This window comes from Vibrio eleionomae (assembly GCF_009874545.1).
Classification (GTDB): Bacteria; Pseudomonadota; Gammaproteobacteria; order Enterobacterales; family Vibrionaceae; genus Vibrio; species Vibrio nitrifigilis.
Genome location: NZ_WEKT01000004.1, coordinates 23,753 through 39,634, shown reverse-complemented (window position 1 = coordinate 39,634; position 15,882 = coordinate 23,753). Strand labels below are relative to the sequence as shown.

The window sequence follows — 15,882 nt, the reverse complement described above, 5'->3', positions numbered from 1 at the left end:
TAAGCAAAGACATATAGACGTCTAGAAGTGTTGACGTCTTCTTTTTTCAACAGTAAAGTGTGAGGCTATGCATCATATATCGTTATCTGTGGTTTAGATCGTCAGATATGATAAACGCAACAAACATAGAGTCACACAGGAAAGGAAACACTTATGACCACTCGCAAACCCGCTACCGTGGCGGTTCGTACTGGTATTGAATCCGATACCCAGTATCACGCTGTTGTTCCACCCATTTATCTATCCACTAACTACGGCTTTCCTGCGTTTGGCGAAGTGCCAAACTATGACTATACCCGCTCAGGTAACCCAAACCGTAACTTATTGGAAGAAGCACTCTCAAAACTCGAATGTGGTGTAGGCGCGACGATTACCAACTGCGGTACTTCAGCTCTAAACCTTTGGGTTTCTGCGTTTATCGGTCCTGATGATATCATCATCGCTCCACACGACTGTTATGGTGGTACTTACCGCTTATTCAATACTCGTGCGCAAAAAGGCGATTTTAAAGTACTGTTTGTTGATCAATCAGATGAAAAAGCGTTTGCCGACGCATTAGCGCAAAAGCCAAAATTGATTCTACTAGAAACCCCATCTAACCCACTGGTTCGTGTGATTGATATCGAAAAAGTGTGCCAGCAAGCAAAACAAATTGGTGCCCTTGTCGCTGTCGACAATACCTTTTTGACACCTGTGTACCAAAAGCCTCTAACGCTCGGTGCTGACTTCGTTATCCATTCAACTACTAAATACATTAACGGTCACTCCGATGTTATTGGCGGTGTCGTGATCAGTAAAGATGCCGAGCATGCAGAAAAAATTGCTTGGTGGGGTAACTGTATCGGCGCAACTGGTACACCGTTTGATAGTTATATGACACTACGCGGTCTGCGTACTCTGCCGGCTCGTATGCGTCAGCACGAAGAAAGCTCTCAACAAATTTTGAATTACTTGCTTAAACAAGAGCTAGTAAAAGTGGTTTATCACCCTAGCCTGCCAAATCACCCAGGACATGATATTGCGAAAAAACAACAGTCCGGTTTTGGCTCAATGCTAAGCTTTGAAGTCAATGGCTCTTACGAACAATTAAAACTATTTGTAAGTTCATTAGAATTGTTCTCTCTCGCTGAATCGCTTGGCGGTGTTGAAAGTTTAATTTGCCACCCGGCGACAATGACTCACCGTGCTATGGGTGAAAAAGCATTGGCAGAGGCTGGGGTTTCAATCTTATTACTGCGTGTATCAGTCGGTTTGGAAGATCCAGAAGATTTGATCGCCGATTTAGACCAAGCCTTCAATAAGGCCAAGGAGATCCGTTAATGACTACCCAACGCCAGTTGCATAAATTTGGTGGTAGTAGCCTAGCAGACGCTGAATGCTATCAGCGTGTTGCTCATATTTTGAAGGAATATTCACAAGACAACGATTTAATCGTTGTCTCTGCGGCAGGGAAAACCACTAACCGTCTTATCACGTTTGTCGATGCCCTCAATAAAGATGGTCGGTTAGCACATGAAACTTTACAGTCGCTTCGTCAGTATCAATCGGAATTAATTGACGGTTTACTTGAAGGTGAACAAGCGGACCATCTACAAACTGAACTTAGTGCAGAATGTAGCGCTTTAGGCGAACTCACAGCACCACTTACCACTGCGCAACGAGCTGCTGTTCTCGGACATGGTGAACGCTGGTCAGTTCGCCTATTAACCGCCTTATTAAATCAAGAAGGTCTCGCTGCTGTCGCCGAAGACGCACGACATTTCTTGCGTGCCGAAGCGGGCACACAACCAGAAATTGATCGCGCGGCATCTTATCCACTGTTACACAGTATTTTAGCGCAATATAGTAATCAACGCGTCATTATTACTGGCTTTATGGCACAAAATAGTGCGGGTGAAACTGTGCTATTGGGCCGTAATGGCTCTGACTATTCTGCCACAATCATTGGCGCTCTTGCGGATGTCAGTAAAGTGACTATTTGGAGTGATGTTGCTGGGGTATTTAGCGCAGATCCCCGTTTAGTTAACGATGCTTGCCTACTCCCATTACTTCGCTTAGATGAAGCCAATGAGTTGGCCCGTTTAGCTGCGCCAGTGTTGCATAGCCGCACGCTACAGCCTGTAGCACAAAGTACAATGGATTTAGCTCTACGTTGTAGTTACCGCCCAGAATCAGGTTCAACTCGCATTGAACGAGTTCTTGCTTCTGGTCGCGGCGCCAAAATCATCACCTCATTAGATGATGTGCTGCTTATTGAGCTCTCATTTGGTCAAAACCATGATTTTGAGCGGATGAAAACCGGCATTTTGGAACGTCTCAAGCGCGTTCAATTAGAGCCATTAGCGTTTGAAACACAAGCAGACCAATACTTACTGCGCTTAGCGTATACCGCTGAAATAGCTTCTGGCGCGTTGGATTATCTACAAGATTCAGCCACTGAAGCGGAAATTAAATTGAAAGAAGGCTTCTGTTTAGTGGCAGCGGTCGGTGCTGGAGTAACCAATAACGCTCACCACTGTTTTGGCTTCTATCAGCAAACCAAAAACTGTCCGATAGAGTTCATCTCTGCGACAGAATCAGGGTTAAGTCTGGTTGCAGTGATGCGCCAAACTGAAATCGAACCTCTCGTCAATGATATTCACACACAGCTTTTCCAAGCCCAAAAACGGGTAGCCTTAGCATTGTGTGGCAAAGGTAATATCGGGTCGAGCTGGTTAAAACTTTTCGCTCAACAAAAAGAAGAGTTAGAGCGTCGCCGTGGCATGTCGTTTGACTTAGTTGCGGTAGTCGATAGTCAAAACTACCTTTTCAATCCTGAAGGTTTTGATGCCCAAAAAGTTCTGACGATCGATCCAAGTGAAGCCCAACCGAATGATGGCCAAGAGTGGATAGAACGCTTAGGTAATATTGAAGGTTACGACGACGTTATTATTCTCGATGTAACCGCCAGCGAGCAACTTGCCCAGCAATATCTACAATTTGCAGAGCAAGGTATGCACCTCATTACCGCTAATAAAGTTGCTGGCTCCGCTCCAAGCGAATATTACAATCAAGTCAAAGATGCGTTCTCTAAAATTAGCCGTCATTGGCTATACAATGCCACTGTGGGTGCTGGATTACCTATCAATCATACGCTTCGTGATTTACGCGAAAGTGGTGATGAAATTATGGCGTTATCCGGTATCTTCTCAGGAACCTTATCGTGGTTATTCCAACAATACGACGGCAGCGTACCCTTTAGCGAATTAGTCGAGTTAGCATGGCAACAGGGTCTAACCGAACCCGATCCACGCAATGACCTTGATGGTTCAGATGTGATGCGAAAATTGGTGATTCTAGCTCGTGAATCGGGTCTTGATATCGAGCCTGAAAACGTCAAAGTAGAATCTTTGGTGCCCGATGAACTGACTAAACTGCCACTGGATGAATTTTTAGATCAGAGTGAATTACTTAATACATCGCTCGCAGAACGCCTAGAAAAAGCCCAAGAAGAAGACAAAGTACTGCGTTATGTGGCACGTTTAGAAAAGAATGGTATTGCCACTGTAGGTGTAGAAGCTCTAGAACGAGAACATCCTCTTGCCAACTTACTACCTTGCGACAATATCTTCGCGATTGAAAGTAAGTGGTATCGAGATAACCCATTGGTTATTCGCGGCCCTGGAGCCGGCCGAGAAGTGACCGCTGGAGCTATCCAATCCGATTTAAACTTACTTGCAAGTTTCCTTTAATGTCATAACCCGCCATCTGGCGGGTTAATTTTTTGCTCCCCCACTACAGCTATCTCATTAATTTCATTTACAATGCCAAATTAACCACACTAAAAACATGGCCACTTGATGAGAATTCATTCGTTATATGAATTATATTCAAGTTAATATTGTTGACATTGTAGCCAGTTCAACACATTATTTGGACATATAGACGTCTAAACGTCAAAAATAAGATTCGTTGGCCGTCCACGTTGGCGACTGCTCGCAGGAGAAGAGAATGGGATACACACACGCTAGTCATATTGATGCTTTAAACCAAAACATCGCCGAACTATCGGACATCAATGTGTCATTTGAGTTTTTTCCACCAAGCAGCGAAAAAATGGAAGAAACCCTCTGGAATTCAGTTCACCGCCTAAAAACGTTGAACCCAAGTTTTGTTTCCGTTACCTATGGTGCTAACTCTGGCGAGCGTGATCGTACTCACTCGATTATTAAAGAAATTAAAGACAAGACCGGTTTAGTATCAGCCCCTCATTTAACCTGTATTGATGCTACTCGTGAAGAGCTGATTAAGATTGCTGACGACTATTGGAACAATGATATTCGCAATATTGTGGCTTTACGAGGCGATATTCCTGAAGGTGCAGGGCAGCCTGACATGTATGCATCAGATCTCGTCGAACTGCTGAAATCTCGTCACGATTTTGATATTTCAGTCGCCGCTTTTCCAGAGGTTCATCCTGAAGCAAAAAGCGCCCAAGCCGATTTACTTAATCTGCGCCGTAAAGTAGAAGTAGGAGCTAACCGCGCGATTACCCAGTTTTTCTTTGATGTGGAAAGCTACTTACGCTTTCGCGACCGCTGCGTCACAGCAGGGATTGATGTAGAAATTGTTCCGGGTATTTTGCCCGTCACTAACTTCAAACAAGCTTCACGCTTTGCAGCGCAAAACCACGTCAAAATACCAAGTTGGATGGCAAAACAATTTGAAGGGTTAGATGACGATCCAGTGACTCGTCAATTAGTAGGGGCAAGTCAGGCCATTGATATGATCCGCATTTTATCGCGTGAAGGCGTAAAAGATTTCCATTTCTATACACTCAACCGTGCAGAAATGACTTACGCGTTATGCCACACCCTAGGCATTCGCCCTACTCCAGCTGCTTAACGTCAACATTCGATAAAATAAAACCGCTAGCTATAATGCCAGCGGTTTTATTTTTGGTTCTTACCCAACACCAATTAGGTGATCAAGTATCAATAAAAGACGATTATTCTACGTCTTCCATTTTACCAAGCAGGCTACGAATACGTTCTTGCCATGCTTCATGTTCTTGTTTCACTTGTTGAGCTTGGCGTTCTAGTTCTTCAATGCGCGCATTCTTTTCTTCTGTTTGATTTAGAAGTTGTTGTTTTTCTTCTTTTAGCTCATCTAATTCCATTTGTTGCAGTGCGATAGTATCAACTGCGGTTTGGATTTTCGCTTCAAGTTGCTCTAGTACTTCAAAAGACATGTTCTTACCCTTTATTGAATCGGTTGGGGCGACTCAGGTGGTCACCTAATGCCCCCATTCTACTCAGCCAATCGCCGATAAACACTCACTATATTCGAGATTTTGCGCTATTCGGTTAAAAATAAGGCGTAAATTGACATTATGCTTACCTAACTGGCTTTTCGCCGAGTTTAAGTCGTTCATTTTTCATCCATTACCCTAATTTCCACCGCAGTTTTGATCAAGTGCAAAGCAACAGGAATGCAAACTGCAACCGTTCTCGTATTAATATGATAAAATTCGTTCTCGTTACCTAAGTAACTTAGCGGTTAAGGGTTCGATGCCATCTTCCCCTTTACACCACCACCGACGATCATTCATCGCCGTCTCCGTTAGGTTACTTAGGTATTAAAAAATCCCGTTTATTTGGTTTGGAGTAAAGATGAAACGCGAATTGGCAATGGCTTTTTCTCGAGTCACTGAAGGTGCCGCTTTAGCAGGGTACAAATGGCTTGGCCGTGGAGATAAAAACGCAGCAGATGGTGCCGCAGTTGAAGTAATGCGCACCTTGCTCAATAAAACTGAAATTGCGGGTGAAATCGTAATTGGCGAAGGTGAAATCGACGAAGCACCTATGTTATTTATTGGCGAACAAGTCGGCGTTGGTGGTGATGCAGTCGATATTGCTGTAGATCCAATCGAAGGCACCCGTATGACCGCGATGGGTCAATCGAATGCTCTTGCAGTGCTTGCAGCCGGCGAAAAAGGCAGCTTTCTAAAAGCGCCTGATATGTACATGGAAAAGTTAGTCGTCGGTCCTGAGGCCAAAGGCTGCATCGATCTTAATAAACCCCTAGCAGAAAACTTGACCAACGTTGCTCAAGCACTCGGTAAACCACTTTCTGAGCTGGTAGTGATTACTTTAGCTAAACCTCGCCATGATGGCGTTATTGCTGAAATGCAAAAAATGGGAGTTCGCGTCTTTGCTGTGCCAGATGGTGACGTAGCCGCTTCAATTTTAACCTGCATGCCAGACAGTGAAGTTGACATGATGTACTGCATCGGTGGCGCTCCTGAAGGTGTCGTATCAGCGGCGGTTATTCGGGCTCTGGATGGTGACATGCAAGGCCGCCTACTTCCTCGTCATGAAGTGAAAGGTGAAACCGAAGATAACCGTATCTGGGGAGCTAAAGAACTGAAACGCTGTGAAGAAATGGGCGTAAAAGCAAACACTGTACTTAAGCTAGAAGAGATGGTGCGTAGCGATAACGTTATTTTCTCTGCGACTGGCATCACTAAAGGCGATCTGCTCGAAGGCATCACACGTAAAGGTAATATTGCGACCACTGAAACTCTCATTATTCGTGGCCGTTGCCGTACTATTCGTCGCGTTAAATCGATTCATTACCTAGAACGCAAAGATCCTGACGTACGCGAAATCATTCTGTAGTCTCAGCGTATTTCGATACCAACAAAAAAGACCGCTATCTAAGCGGTCTTTTTTCGTCTCAACAACGCAAATGTTAGAACAACTCTTCAGCCACTTTGTAGAGGTCTTTACGTACTGGGCGACGCATGTTTTCAATCGCATCAATGATATCGTGGTGTACCAATTCTTCTTTCTGAATACCGACACAACGACCACCGTGACCTTCAAGCAGAAGGTGAACCGCATAGTTACCCATGCGTGATGCAAGAACACGGTCAAATGCTGATGGGCAACCACCACGTTGGATGTGACCTAGCACGGTTGCACGAGTTTCACGACCTGTCGCAGCTTCGATTTCTTTTGCTAATACATTAGCATCCATCATCAGCTCTGTTAGAGCGATAATAGCGTGCTTTTTACCTTTCTTGATGCCATCTTGCAGGTTAGAAATCAGTAGCTCTTTGTCTAAACCTGTTTCAGGAGAAATAATGTATTCACAACCACCAGCAACCGCTGACATTAGAGTCAAATCACCACAGTGGCGACCCATGATTTCAACAATAGAAATACGTTGGTGTGAAGAAGATGTATCACGAAGACGGTCAATTGCTTCGATGACTGTATTTAAAGCAGTGAAGTAACCGATTGTATAATCAGTCCCTGCGATATCGTTATCGATAGTACCTGGTAAACCGATACATGGGTAACCCATCTCAGTTAGCTTCTTCGCCCCCATGTACGAACCGTCACCGCCGATAACCACAAGCGCATCAATACCATGCTTTTTCAGGTTTTCGATAGCTTTTGCACGAACTGCTTCTTCCTTGAACTCAGGGAAGCGAGCAGATCCTAAGAACGTACCGCCGCGGTTAATTACATCAGACACGCTTGAACGTTCTAGTTTTTCAATGCGGTCTTGATAAAGGCCTAAGTAGCCGTCGTAGACACCATATACTTCTAGATCTGCACCAAGTGCAGTACGAACTACGCCGCGAATAGCAGCGTTCATGCCAGGTGCGTCACCGCCGCTGGTCAATACCCCGATCTTTTTAATCATGCTCACCCTCTATATTTTGGGAACTCATTAATCAATTTTTAACGTCATATGATTATCGCTAACCACATAAACAAATCTTTTTATTGTAGATATTATGTTACCTGTCTTATGCAGGAATACTACCGTTATTTCATATTTTGGTAGCTTTCTCATCGGCTTGAAGTATGCCATTGTCTGAGTTTTTCAACGTTGACACACATCAGAATAGTCGCAAATTATGCGTCTGACGCTGCCGATGAATCGTACCAATCTTGCATCTTTTGTTTCCGTTCTGGACCAAAAATCACCGAATAAGGATCTTGGTGAATTAACACATCCGAATTAGGAAACGCCTTACGTAACTTCGCTTCTACTGTATCAGAGACATGGTGAGCATCAATAAGTGGCATCTTATCTTCCAACTCAATATGCAGTTGAATAAAGCGAGTCGGGCCAGAAATACGTGTACGCAATTGGTGGATACCTAATACACCATCAACCGATTTAGCGATATCAACAATACGATGATTATCCTCTTCAGGTAGAGCGCGATCGAGTAAGGTTTGCGTTGCGTGTTGCGCCATTCTTACTGCGCTATACAAAATATAGATACCAATGCCTATTGCAAATACTGCATCGGCTTGCGCAAAGCCAAACCAGCTCAATCCTAATGCTACCATGATCGCAACATTCATATATAAATCAGTTTGATAATGCAGTGAGTCAGCAGCAATCGCTTGACTGCCCGTTTTATTCACAACGTAGCGCTGAAACATGACCAAGCCCAACGTCATAACAATGGCAAATAAACTGACATAAACCCCTAGCTCAGGTGACTTTAAAGCCATAGGTCTGAAAAATCGGTCAATACCATTTAAAATCAGAAAGACCGCTGAACCAGAAATAAACATCGCTTGAGCCAATGCGGCTAATGATTCCGCCTTTCCATGACCAAATGTGTGCTCCTTATCGGCAGGCTGTAGGGAATACCTAACCACGATTAAATTAACGATAGAAGCTGCAATATCAATCATTGAATCGATTAAAGAAGCCAATAAACTCACAGACCCCGTCATCCACCAGATGGCAAGTTTAACAATCAACAGTAAGCTTGCTACACCAGTGGCCATCCAAGCTGCGGTCGTCACTAACCGAGCATATTCTTTTTTCATTCCAATCATCCCAGTAAAGTCGTAGTTAAAGTATACCTAAAGACATTGGTTTTGTTCGAATTCCCCTCACTATGGACTGATTTAGATTCCAAAATGCAGAGATAAAAAAAGCAGCCCTTTCGGCTGCTTTGCGAGTGTGATAATGAATTAAGGCTGCTCAGGCATTGGCATCTTGTCACCACGAGGACCATGGTCCCCTTTCATTCCAGGACGATGATGCCCTTTCATGCATTGTGACATTTGATATTTTTTCAATAACTCAAATTGTGCCTTTTGCTCTTTAGTTAATACCGACAACATATCATGGCGCTGTTTTAACATACCGACATGACGTTGAACCTGTAGGTTAACCATCTCTTGAGCCAATTTTGTTGCTTTCGCCTGATCGAAATCTTTTGCTAACACGATAGCTTGTTCTTGCTCGTGAATCGATTTCATTTCTGCACGCATCGCCTTTTCTTGCTTGCGATGCTGCTCTCTTAATTCTTTTTTCTGATGATCAGTTAGATTCAGTTGGCGAAGAATACTTTGTTCTGCGCCCGGACCACAGTTATCGTCTGGGCCACGGTTTTGCATCGGTCCATTAGGGCCTCCTGCAGCATAGGCACCACTGGCGGCTAGCGTTAGTGGTAACATAACAGCAGTTAGGAACAGTTTCTTAGCTTTACTCATCGATTTATCCTTCTACTTTGGATCTGGATAGCTGAATCTCAGCCTTCGAAATAAGCATAAGATCTGCTCGGTCAAACGACGTATAGCATGAGTAAAACATCGTAAATAGTGATATTCTTGATAATCAATTCTCCAAAAGCCGCTGTAATATAGCCTGAACAAATATCTAGTTGAGTGAGAAATCTATGCCACACATTTTAGTTATTGATGACGATGTTGAATTAACTGGGTTACTGAAAGAAGTGTTAACTTATGAAGGATTTGACGTCTCAGAAGCCAATGATGGTGAAGCAGGATTAAGTGCAGTATCTGATCACATTGATCTGATCTTACTTGATGTCATGATGCCTAAATTAAATGGTATGGAAACCCTGAAAAAACTAAGGGAACGCTGGTCAACCCCAGTATTGATGCTGACGGCAAAAGGTGAAGAAATCGATCGTGTTGTCGGTTTAGAGTTAGGTGCCGACGACTACCTACCCAAACCATTTAGTGATCGTGAGTTGTTGGCTCGCATTCGTGCTATTTTGCGTCGAACTCAACCGCAACATCAAGCAAAGTCGCCAGACATGATTGAGTGCCAAGACATTCAGATATATCCAGGAAAACAAGAAGCATACTGTCAAGGTGAGCTCTTAGATCTCACAACAACTGAGTTTTCACTCCTCAGTCATTTTGCCCAAAACCCGGGGCTTCCATTGACTAAAGAATCATTAAGTTTAGATGTGCTAGGCAAACACCTTGCTGCATTTGACCGGGCAATTGATATGCATGTCTCTAACCTACGTAAGAAATTGCCTGAACGTCCCGATGGAAAATCACGCATTAAAACACTACGCGGACGCGGTTATCTGATGGTATTGGAGGATTAATGTTCCTGCCAAAATTGAATAGCCTATATGGTCGTATCTTCGCTATTTTTTGGCTGACATTGGTTATTGTGGTAGTTGGTGTACTAGCGGTTCCGAACATGGATCCACGTAAGAGCCGCAATATTCCACCAGAAATGCATCAACATATGACAGATAGCCGCGATATGTTGATGGGACGTTTTGTGAATGAAAACGACCTAAACCATATACTCAGTCGCCTCAAGCGTATCGATGCGCGCCGCACCCCTGGTGATAAGCATCGACCCGATTTTTATATCACAACGCTTGAAGGCAAAATTATCTCTCAGGATATTCGTCCTAAAGCAAAATATCGCGCATTAAAAAACTTTACTTCCAGTATCGATTTTGACGCTAAGCCGACCCAACGTGCATATGGCCATTATCAAATTGCGGGTCCTGTTCCTATTGTATTAGCCAAACAGCGTTTATTACTTTATTTTGGCTTCGATTGGCAAGGGCCACCTCCATTTTTAATGCGCCTATTGGATCACCCTATCCAACTGCTGCTATTCATTATTTTACTTAGTACGCCATGCTTACTTTGGCTCGCATGGGCCTTGAGTAAGCCTGCGCAACGTTTTGCTCAAGCAGCAAACCGAGTCGCTCAAGGTAACTTTATCGTCGACCCTTCACTAGAAAAAGGCACTTCAGAGTTTCGCTCGGCTGGACAAAGCTTTAATCAGATGGTGGAAGCCGTCAATTCAATGATTTCAGGACAACAACGGCTTTTGTCTGATATTTCTCATGAGTTACGTTCACCTTTAACTCGTTTGCGTATGGCAACCAGTTTAGCAGTGCGCAAACAAGGACAAAGTGCAGAACTGGAGCGAATTGATACCGAAACTCAACGCCTTGAGCAGATGATTGGGGAACTGCTGGAACTATCGCGCATGCAAACCGACAGCCATATGAGCCGAGAAATACAGCCATTGAGCAGTTTGTGGGAAGAAATTTTAAGTGATGCACAGTTTGAAGCAGAGCAACTCAACAAATCACTGCAATTTAATGATATTCCAAATGTCTCTATTTCTGGCAGTCCAAACCTGTTGATGAGCGCATTGGAAAATATCGTTCGTAACGCGATCAAATACGGTAATAACGTCATTAAAGTAACGTTTAAAACACAAGATGGTCAACTCACGGTAACCGTTGAAGATAATGGAGCCGGAGTCCCAGATAGCGAGCTCAGCCAAATCTTTCGTCCTTTCTATCGAGTATCGACTGCACGCGATAGAGACAGTGGAGGTACAGGGCTAGGATTAGCGATCACTGAAAGTGCCATCCGGCAACATAGTGGAACGATCTCAGCATCACGTAGCAAACTCGGTGGATTATTAGTGACCTTTACTCTACCTGTTATGTAACTTCATACCGCCAACACCAAGCCCTCGATACTCATGAGTACTCGAGGGCTTTTTTCTGTATTGCGCAAAAAGTATAAAAACCACACAAAGATCAAGTTGATAATGAGAATGATTAGCAATACGATGTAATAATTCAAAAGGAGGATACATCATGTCTCATACATTCCCAGAATTACCTTATGCTTACGATGCATTAGAACCTTACATCGATGCTAAGACCATGGAAGTCCACTACAGTAAGCACCACCGCACTTACTACGATAAATTCATCTCCGCGGTTAAAGACACGGAATATGAGAATACTTCCATCGAAGATATTTTCGGTAAGATTTCCGAACTCTCCCCTGCTGTACGTAATAATGGCGGTGGGTATTACAACCACATACTGTACTGGAACAGCATGAGCCCAAATGGCGGTGGTGAGCCAACAGGTGACTTAGCAACTGCTATTGAAAAGACATTTGGTAGCTTCGAGAAATTCAAAGATGAATTTGCTCAAGCTGCTATTGCCACATTTGGGTCTGGCTTTGCTTGGCTCATCGTAAAAGACGGTGAATTGGCCATTACTTCCACCAGTAACCAAGACAATCCACTGATGGATTTAGCTGCCGTAAAAGGTGAACCAATCCTAGCACTGGATGTATGGGAACACGCTTATTACATCAGTTACCAAAACCGCCGCCCTGAATACATTGAAGCTTGGTGGAACGTGGTGAACTGGGACGCTGTTGCTGCAAACTATCAAGCTGCACTTAGCGCTTAATCGCCAATAAAAAATGACTACGCATTGCACGCATGCATGCTAGACTCCGGCCACAGTCGCTCACCTGTGGCCTTTTTTATCTTTGCCTTTCCGTGGCATCCCAATGATTTAGAGGTATACTTTCCCACCTGTTTTTTAAAGGAAGTCCATCATGTTTGAAATTGCTCTCTATGAACCAGAGATTGCCCCGAATACTGGTAATATCATCCGTTTATGCGCTAACTGCGGCGCTACGTTGCATCTGATTGAACCACTGGGATTCGATCTGGAAGAGAAAAAGGTTCGTCGAGCGGGTTTGGATTATCATGATTTAACGCGCGTTACTCGTCATAAAAACTACCAAGCTTTTTTGGACTTTCTGGCTAAAGAACGTGACGACTACCGTTTATTTGCCTGTACAACAAAAACCACAGGACACCACACAACACCGGCGTATCAACCTGGTGACATTTTGATGTTTGGTCCAGAAACACGTGGCTTACCAAAAGACGTGATTGACAGCTTACCAATGGAACAGCGCGTTCGTATTCCAATGATGCCTGATGCACGCAGTTTAAATTTATCTAACTCAGTCGCCATTATTGCTTATGAAGCATGGCGTCAGATGGGGTTCGAAGGCGGGCTCTAATCAAACATTCTGAGCGAGTTCCTCACAACGCAACTCGCTCCTTCATTGTATTATTTCAATCGATGCTGTTCATCATCATCGTCTTTACGCTCAAATTCACCATCAAAAGTATGCCCATCTTGTTGGGAACGACCGAATGGATCATGGTAACCCGATTGAAAAGAGCCACCTCCCATATTGGTTAAGACCATTTTCCCCATCAAGTATTTTGCAGCAATACGACGAGGATGCGGCAAGAGCAAAACCATTCCGGTGATATCCGTTAGAAATCCAGGCGTTAGTAGTAATATCCCCGCAACTGCAAGGATAATTCCTTCAAAAATTTGCTGTGCTGGCAATTCCCCTTGTTGCAGACGTTGCTGCACTGTCATTAAGGTCTGAATTCCCTGACTGCGAACCAATGACGCCCCGACTACAGCAGTCACGAGCACTAAAGCAATGGTCGGCCACAGGCCAATCAGACCTCCGACTTGGATAAACAAGCTAATTTCAATCACTGGAACAGCAATAAACAACAGTAAAATAATCGGGAACACAAAGCCTCCTTGGGTTGGCTGACCACAATAGCTTGTCATAACTTTTGTTACAAGGAGTCCCTAGAACACAAAAATGTGATCAAACATGACATTGAATTTTCGTCGGCAACCTAAAATTAAGTCGATATATGGAAAAAGCACGCTGGCTGGTCTAACTTTCAAAGAGTCATCTTCTTAATCAACAAATACCATAATGAAACGATTTAAGAGAACTCTTCACAAAGCAACGTTACTTTGGCTAGTCGCATCTATGATTCCTGTTGCATACTATTTTTATCAGACATCGACGGCTCACGAATTTTTGCGCCAACAAGTTGAGAAACAAGGATTTCAATTTCTCTCCTACGTCAGCACGCGTACGAACCGAACATCAACACAAATTCAGCAAACCTTTGATGAACTGAGTCGGTCTGCACTATTGTACGACTATGCTGAGCACCCCAGTGAAAAACTGAAGCACTATCTAACTAGCCAGTGGTATCTCACTTCATTTAATTCCAAACTTTTTTATCAACTGCGCTATTTAGATAAATCCGGCAATGAAAATATTCGTATCGATTATACGCCAGATAAAGAGTTTCCTTATGTGGTCCCAACGGCCATGCTCCAAAGCAAAGGCCATCGCGACTACTTTCACTATGCACAACAGCTAAAACCAGGAGAAGAAGGAGCTTTCGGGATTGATTTAGAGTATGAACATCAAAAGCCAGTGATTCCGTACAAACCTGGACTGCGTTTGATCTTCCCAATCGATGCACCTAAGCAGCGTTTAGGTTATTTTATTGCTAACCTCGATGTACTTGCGCTAATCCACAACGTCACAGAAAATTCGCAAAACCTCAGTGTCGATTTTGTCGATAAAAGCGGGTTCTATATTATCAGTAGTGACAACCATAAATTATTTGGCGATCTGATATTAGAGCGAGCATCGTTTAATTTACCCGCTGAACAACCTGATGTATGGCAAGCCATCAGTGATCGACCCAACCGGCAGGGTTCGATTTATACTGATAATGGCCTTTATGTATTCCAACCTTTTGCGAATGCACTGTTTGCCAATTCTGGCCCTATGAGCATCATCACACATTACTCACCACAACAACTCGCGCAAGTTTACGCAGCTCGAGACAGGGTGATTGAGTCAGATTCCGTTCTTATTTGGTTTGCTTGTGGCCTATTCTCAGTACTTTGGGCTCAATTGTGGGAAACCTATCGTCAGAACAAAATGGACCGAACCTACGCTGAGTTCGTCATGGAAAATGGTATGGCGATCGCTCTAACTGATAACCGGCACAAAATTTTGCGCACGAACAATCAATTTAGTGATTTGGTTGGAATCAGCTCGTCACGCTTATCAGGACAGAATTTACTTTATTTTCAACCAACCAAAGAAACTCAAGCAGAGATGCTTAATGCACTTGAAGGACTTGGCGAGTGGCAAGGAGAGTTTGTCTTAAAATCGCCTAACGGTGAAATGGTCGTGTGCCAAACATCGGTAAAAGCATTGAAAAGCAAACGTAATCATGTCGACTTCTATGTTTACTCTTTTGCTGATATCTCAGCTCATCACCAAGCCATTATGGATTTGAAAGAAAAAAGCGAGCTCGACCCGACAACATCGCTATGGAACAAAAAGAAATTTGATCAAAATCTGGAATACTACTCTCGACTTAAACAGCGCTACCCCGAGCAGACGGATAGCTGCTTAGCCATTATTGATATCGATTCATTTAAATCTATTAACGATCATCAAGGACATGCGGTAGGAGATGAAGTCATTATGTTTGTTGCTGTTCAACTCAAATCGTTACTTCGCGATACTGACTTTATCGCAAGAATTGGAGGTGATGAGTTTGCCGTTATTGTGCAACATAGCGATCTAAAGCATGCCGCAAATTTAATGAATCGTATTCGGATTTCGATCGCTAGTTGGCCAAAACATAATGTCAGTATCAGCGCAGGCATTGCTTTAGTGTCTGAAGATCCGCAACAAACCTTTAGTTATGCCGACCAAGCGCTGTACCGTTCAAAACGCAAAGGGAAAAATTGTGTTTCTATTCATGGTATTGAGAGGCTAAGCTTGGTTGAAAGTGACAGTGAAACCCAAGTGAATAACCCTTAATTTAAGATTAATTCTAGTATTTTCTAAATATGGGAAAACGCCGTTTATTCGGCGTTTT

Annotated in this window: 14 protein-coding genes; 9 read left to right on the top strand and 5 right to left on the bottom strand. The window is 43.5% G+C overall.

Features of this window, described 5'->3' with window-relative positions; translation table 11 throughout:
• The first annotated feature begins 153 nt into the window (after positions 1 to 153).
• From F9817_RS03410 to metF, 3 genes are all read left to right on the top strand, one after another.
• Positions 154 to 1,320 (top strand): O-succinylhomoserine (thiol)-lyase, encoded by a 1,167-nt coding sequence (locus F9817_RS03410; protein WP_161153562.1) that lies wholly within the window; start codon positions 154 to 156, stop codon positions 1,318 to 1,320.
• Positions 1,320 to 3,731, top strand: coding sequence for a bifunctional aspartate kinase/homoserine dehydrogenase II (locus F9817_RS03405; protein WP_161153561.1), 2,412 nt, complete (start codon positions 1,320 to 1,322; stop codon positions 3,729 to 3,731). Before F9817_RS03410 ends, F9817_RS03405 begins: the two co-directional genes overlap by 1 nt.
• A 259-nt stretch (positions 3,732 to 3,990) precedes the next feature.
• Positions 3,991 to 4,884 carry a methylenetetrahydrofolate reductase gene (gene metF, locus F9817_RS03400; RefSeq protein WP_161153560.1) on the top strand — a complete coding sequence of 298 codons (894 nt, stop codon included), beginning with the start codon at positions 3,991 to 3,993 and terminating at the stop codon, positions 4,882 to 4,884.
• A 103-nt stretch (positions 4,885 to 4,987) separates the two neighbouring features.
• Here metF and zapB read toward each other — a convergent pair whose 3' ends face one another.
• Positions 4,988 to 5,230 carry a cell division protein ZapB gene (gene zapB, locus F9817_RS03395; protein ID WP_161153559.1) on the bottom strand — a complete coding sequence of 81 codons (243 nt, stop codon included), beginning with the start codon at positions 5,228 to 5,230 and terminating at the stop codon, positions 4,988 to 4,990.
• Between the two features lie 421 nt (positions 5,231 to 5,651).
• Between zapB and glpX the strand changes: the two genes are divergently transcribed.
• Positions 5,652 to 6,659, top strand: coding sequence for a class II fructose-bisphosphatase (gene glpX / locus F9817_RS03390; RefSeq protein ID WP_161153558.1), 1,008 nt, complete (start codon positions 5,652 to 5,654; stop codon positions 6,657 to 6,659).
• A gap of 73 nt (positions 6,660 to 6,732) precedes the next feature.
• Here glpX and pfkA read toward each other — a convergent pair whose 3' ends face one another.
• From pfkA to F9817_RS03375, 3 genes are all read right to left on the bottom strand, one after another.
• Positions 6,733 to 7,695 (bottom strand): 6-phosphofructokinase, encoded by a 963-nt coding sequence (gene pfkA, locus F9817_RS03385; RefSeq protein ID WP_161153557.1) that lies wholly within the window; start codon positions 7,693 to 7,695, stop codon positions 6,733 to 6,735.
• Between the two features lie 215 nt (positions 7,696 to 7,910).
• Positions 7,911 to 8,846: a CDF family cation-efflux transporter FieF gene (fieF, locus tag F9817_RS03380; RefSeq protein WP_161153556.1), complete on the bottom strand. Its 936-nt coding sequence runs from the start codon at positions 8,844 to 8,846 to the stop codon at positions 7,911 to 7,913.
• Positions 8,847 to 8,993: 147 nt separating this feature from the next.
• Positions 8,994 to 9,518, bottom strand: a complete 525-nt coding sequence (locus F9817_RS03375; RefSeq protein ID WP_161153555.1) for a CpxP family protein — start codon at positions 9,516 to 9,518, stop codon at positions 8,994 to 8,996.
• 185 nt (positions 9,519 to 9,703) lie between these two features.
• Here F9817_RS03375 and F9817_RS03370 point away from each other — a divergent pair, with 185 nt between their 5' ends.
• From F9817_RS03370 to trmL, 4 genes are all read left to right on the top strand, one after another.
• Positions 9,704 to 10,390, top strand: coding sequence for a response regulator (locus tag F9817_RS03370; protein WP_161153554.1), 687 nt, complete (start codon positions 9,704 to 9,706; stop codon positions 10,388 to 10,390).
• The gene (gene cpxA / locus F9817_RS03365; protein WP_161153553.1) at positions 10,390 to 11,775 is read left to right on the top strand and encodes an envelope stress sensor histidine kinase CpxA; all 1,386 of its coding nucleotides are present in this window, start codon (positions 10,390 to 10,392) and stop codon (positions 11,773 to 11,775) included. The genes F9817_RS03370 and cpxA overlap by 1 nt, the downstream gene beginning before the upstream one ends.
• 151 nt (positions 11,776 to 11,926) lie before the next feature.
• Positions 11,927 to 12,538, top strand: a complete 612-nt coding sequence (locus F9817_RS03360) for a superoxide dismutase (protein ID WP_161153552.1) — start codon at positions 11,927 to 11,929, stop codon at positions 12,536 to 12,538.
• Between the two features lie 151 nt (positions 12,539 to 12,689).
• Positions 12,690 to 13,166: a tRNA (uridine(34)/cytosine(34)/5-carboxymethylaminomethyluridine(34)-2'-O)-methyltransferase TrmL gene (trmL, locus tag F9817_RS03355; RefSeq protein ID WP_161153551.1), complete on the top strand. Its 477-nt coding sequence runs from the start codon at positions 12,690 to 12,692 to the stop codon at positions 13,164 to 13,166.
• A gap of 50 nt (positions 13,167 to 13,216) precedes the next feature.
• On the opposite strand, the gene F9817_RS03350 is transcribed toward trmL, so the two are convergent.
• Entirely contained in the window at positions 13,217 to 13,702 is a 486-nt protein-coding gene (locus tag F9817_RS03350; RefSeq protein WP_161153550.1) for an FxsA family protein, read from the bottom strand.
• 193 nt (positions 13,703 to 13,895) lie between these two features.
• On the opposite strand from F9817_RS03350, the gene F9817_RS03345 reads away from it, so the two are divergent.
• A complete protein-coding gene (locus F9817_RS03345) occupies positions 13,896 to 15,824 on the top strand; it encodes a sensor domain-containing diguanylate cyclase (protein WP_161153549.1) in 1,929 nt (642 codons plus the stop codon).
• Positions 15,825 to 15,882: the final 58 nt, after the last annotated feature.